We start from the raw sequence: 2,833 nt of genomic DNA, 5'->3' as shown, positions 1-2,833 counted from the left end.
CGGGCGGAGAGATCCGGCTGCGCGCGCAGCGCCTCATCCGGCACCGAACAGTAGCCGATCAGCCGATGCGTCGCGCCCATGGGCTCGGCAATCACGACCGCCGTGCTCACTTCCGGCAATTCCGCCAGCGCGCTTTCGATTTCGCCCAGCTCCACGCGGAAACCGCGCACTTTGATCTGATGATCGACGCGTCCGATGAACGCCAGCTGGCCGTCGGGACGCCAGCGCAGCACATCTCCGGTGCGGTACATCACCTCGCCCGGCGCAAAGGGGTTGGCGACAAAACGGGCCGCCGTCAGATCCGGACGGCGCAGGTAGCCGCGCGCGATGCCCGGACCAGAAATATACAGTTCGCCGGGCACGCCGACCGGTACCGGCTGCAAACGGGCATCCAGCAGCCAGACGTGCGTATTGGCGACCGGCCGTCCAATCACGGGCTGGTCCGCCGCCTGCACGCTGGCTCCCAGCGTATCGATGGTGTACTCCGACGGGCCGTAGTAGTTATGGATTTCGATGGCGTTCTGGCGTTGCATCCGCTGCCATAGGCGCGGCGTGGCCGCCTCGCCGCCGATCATGATGAAGGCGGGCTGGTGCTGTCCCTCCTCCAGCAGACCGGCGTCGATCAGTTGAGAAAAGAACGACGGCGTGATATCCAGCAAATCCACCGGCACCTGATTCATCTGCTGCACCAGCCCCCACGCGTCTCGACGTAAATCTTCATCGAAAATATAGAGCTCGCTGCCCATCAACATGCAAAACAGCGGTTCCCATGAGGAGTCGAACGAGAAGGATGCGGTATGACCGGCGCGCAGCCGTCTGCCGTGATGCGCCTGAAAACGCAGCATCGCCGGACCAAACAGGAAATGCTGATGAGACATTAACAGGTTCAGCAGGCCGCGATGCGTGCTCATGACGCCTTTCGGACGACCGGTCGAACCGGAGGTATAGATGATGTAAGCCAGATGATCGCCGCACAGCGGCTGCGCACGTTCGGCATCGCTGATAGGTGTCGCAGAGGCGCTGTGACACTCCGCTCGCAGCGCGTCATCGTCCAGACATAGGGTGTCCGGCAAGTCCGGCATCTGATCAAGCCGGTCACGCCAGGTCAGTAACAGCGCCGGTCGGGCATCGTCGCACATCAGCGTCAGTCGCTCGCGCGGATAGTCCAGATCCAGCGGCAGATACGCCGCGCCGCTGGCCAACACCGCCAGAATCGCCACCACGCTGTCCACCGAGCGAGGCACGGCAATGGCGACGACGTCATCCGCCCCCACCCCGCGCGCCATCAGAACGCGCGCCAGCTGCATGACCCGCGCGGACAGCGTCGCGTAAACAACCTGTTCGCGCTCGCTAGCGACCGCGACCGCATCTGGCTGCCGAATCGCCTGACGCACCAGCAGGTCGATGACCGAGGTGACGTCGTCCGGCATCGCCAGCTGCGGTCCCCGGCTCCAGACGTCAATCAGCTGCTGCTCTTTGAGGCTCAGCAACGACAGATCGCCGATACGCCGCGCGGGCTGTTCCGCCAGCTGCGTCAACAGGTGGTGCAGCCGCTCGCCGTGCGCGGTCAGCGTCTGGCGATCGTATCGGACGGGATTTGCCACCAGACCGAGCTGCAGGCGGTCGCCGTCTATACCGATTTCAAACTCGAGGTCGTCCACCGGCCCCATCGCCAGCACGTGGGTGATGGCGGGCGTGCCGTCCAGCGTCAGTCCCGCGTTGTACACCTTGTAGTTGAAGACCGGTCCGTACAGCCCGGCCTGATCGCCGACTCGTCCCAGATCGCGCCGCAGCTGTTCGGCTTCATAGCGCTGATGACGGCGGACGGTTTTGATCTCCGCCAGCAACGCGCGGGTGACGTCCGTCAGCGTCATGTCAGGCGAGAGCGTGAGCTGTAGCGGAAGGACGTTGACGACCGGCCCGACGGCGGACAGCGCCGCCGACCCCATGCGGCGCATAAACGGGAAACCTATCGACAGCCGCGGCTCGCCGCTCATGCGAAACAGGTAGACGGCCAGCGCAGCCATCGCGATTTCCGCCGGTTGAGCCTGACCCAGTTCGGGATGGGCGGCTAGCGCGGCAAACGGCGCGGCCGGGAATGAGAGCTGATGATGCCAGGTCCGCACCGTTTCTGAGTGGTGAAGGTCCTCTTCGGTGGCTAAAGAGATCGGCGTCGGCAGATCGGCTGCATGCGTACGCCAGAATTCGGCGGCGCGCTCACAGGCGGGAGAAGACTGCCAGGTCAGATACTCGTCGACCACCTCGCTGAACGACGTGAACGGCGAAGGGGCCGCCGCTTTCCCGGCCCGTAGCGCGTTGTAAATCTCCACTATGCGACGAGTGAGCGCGTCAAAGCTGAAGCCATCCAGCAGCAGATGGTGAAAACGCTGATACCACAGCCAGCGCGCCGGTTCTGCCGATACGCGCATCACACACTGTCGGTACAGCGGCGATTCGCCATCGGCGGGCAGTGCTTTCGCCAAGTCCGCCTGCATCAGCGCATAGGCCGCGTTTTCGGCGTCCGGCTGCTGACTCAGATCTCGCCACTCGACCGCCAGCACGTCGCTCGGCGTCACACGGCTCGGCACGCGCTGCCGGGGCTCGCCGTCTTCATTTAGCGTGAAGCGGGCATGGATCGTATCCGCTTCGGCCAGCCCTTGCCGGATCGCCGTTTCCAGATCGTCGCGATCCAACGGGCCGTTGAGTTCGATGGCATGCGCCACGGTAAAGACGTTTCTCTGGCTGGCGATGCTGTCCGCCATCCAGATCCCCGGCTGGGCCGCGACGAGCGGCAGTTCCAGATAGTTCGCCTGTAGTTCAGGCGCGACGAGAG

1 protein-coding gene is annotated in these 2,833 nt (G+C 64.3%); it reads right to left on the bottom strand.

Annotated features, from left to right (window positions below):
- A partial coding sequence (locus Q7O77_RS16620; RefSeq protein WP_304169833.1) for an amino acid adenylation domain-containing protein occupies positions 1-2,801 on the bottom strand: 2,801 nt, incomplete at its 3' end.
- Positions 2,802-2,833: the final 32 nt, after the last annotated feature.

Origin of the sequence: Lonsdalea britannica (genome assembly GCF_946477055.1) — a bacterium.
Taxonomy (GTDB): domain Bacteria; phylum Pseudomonadota; class Gammaproteobacteria; order Enterobacterales; family Enterobacteriaceae; genus Lonsdalea; species Lonsdalea britannica_A.
This window is presented reverse-complemented; position numbering and strand designations above follow the sequence as displayed.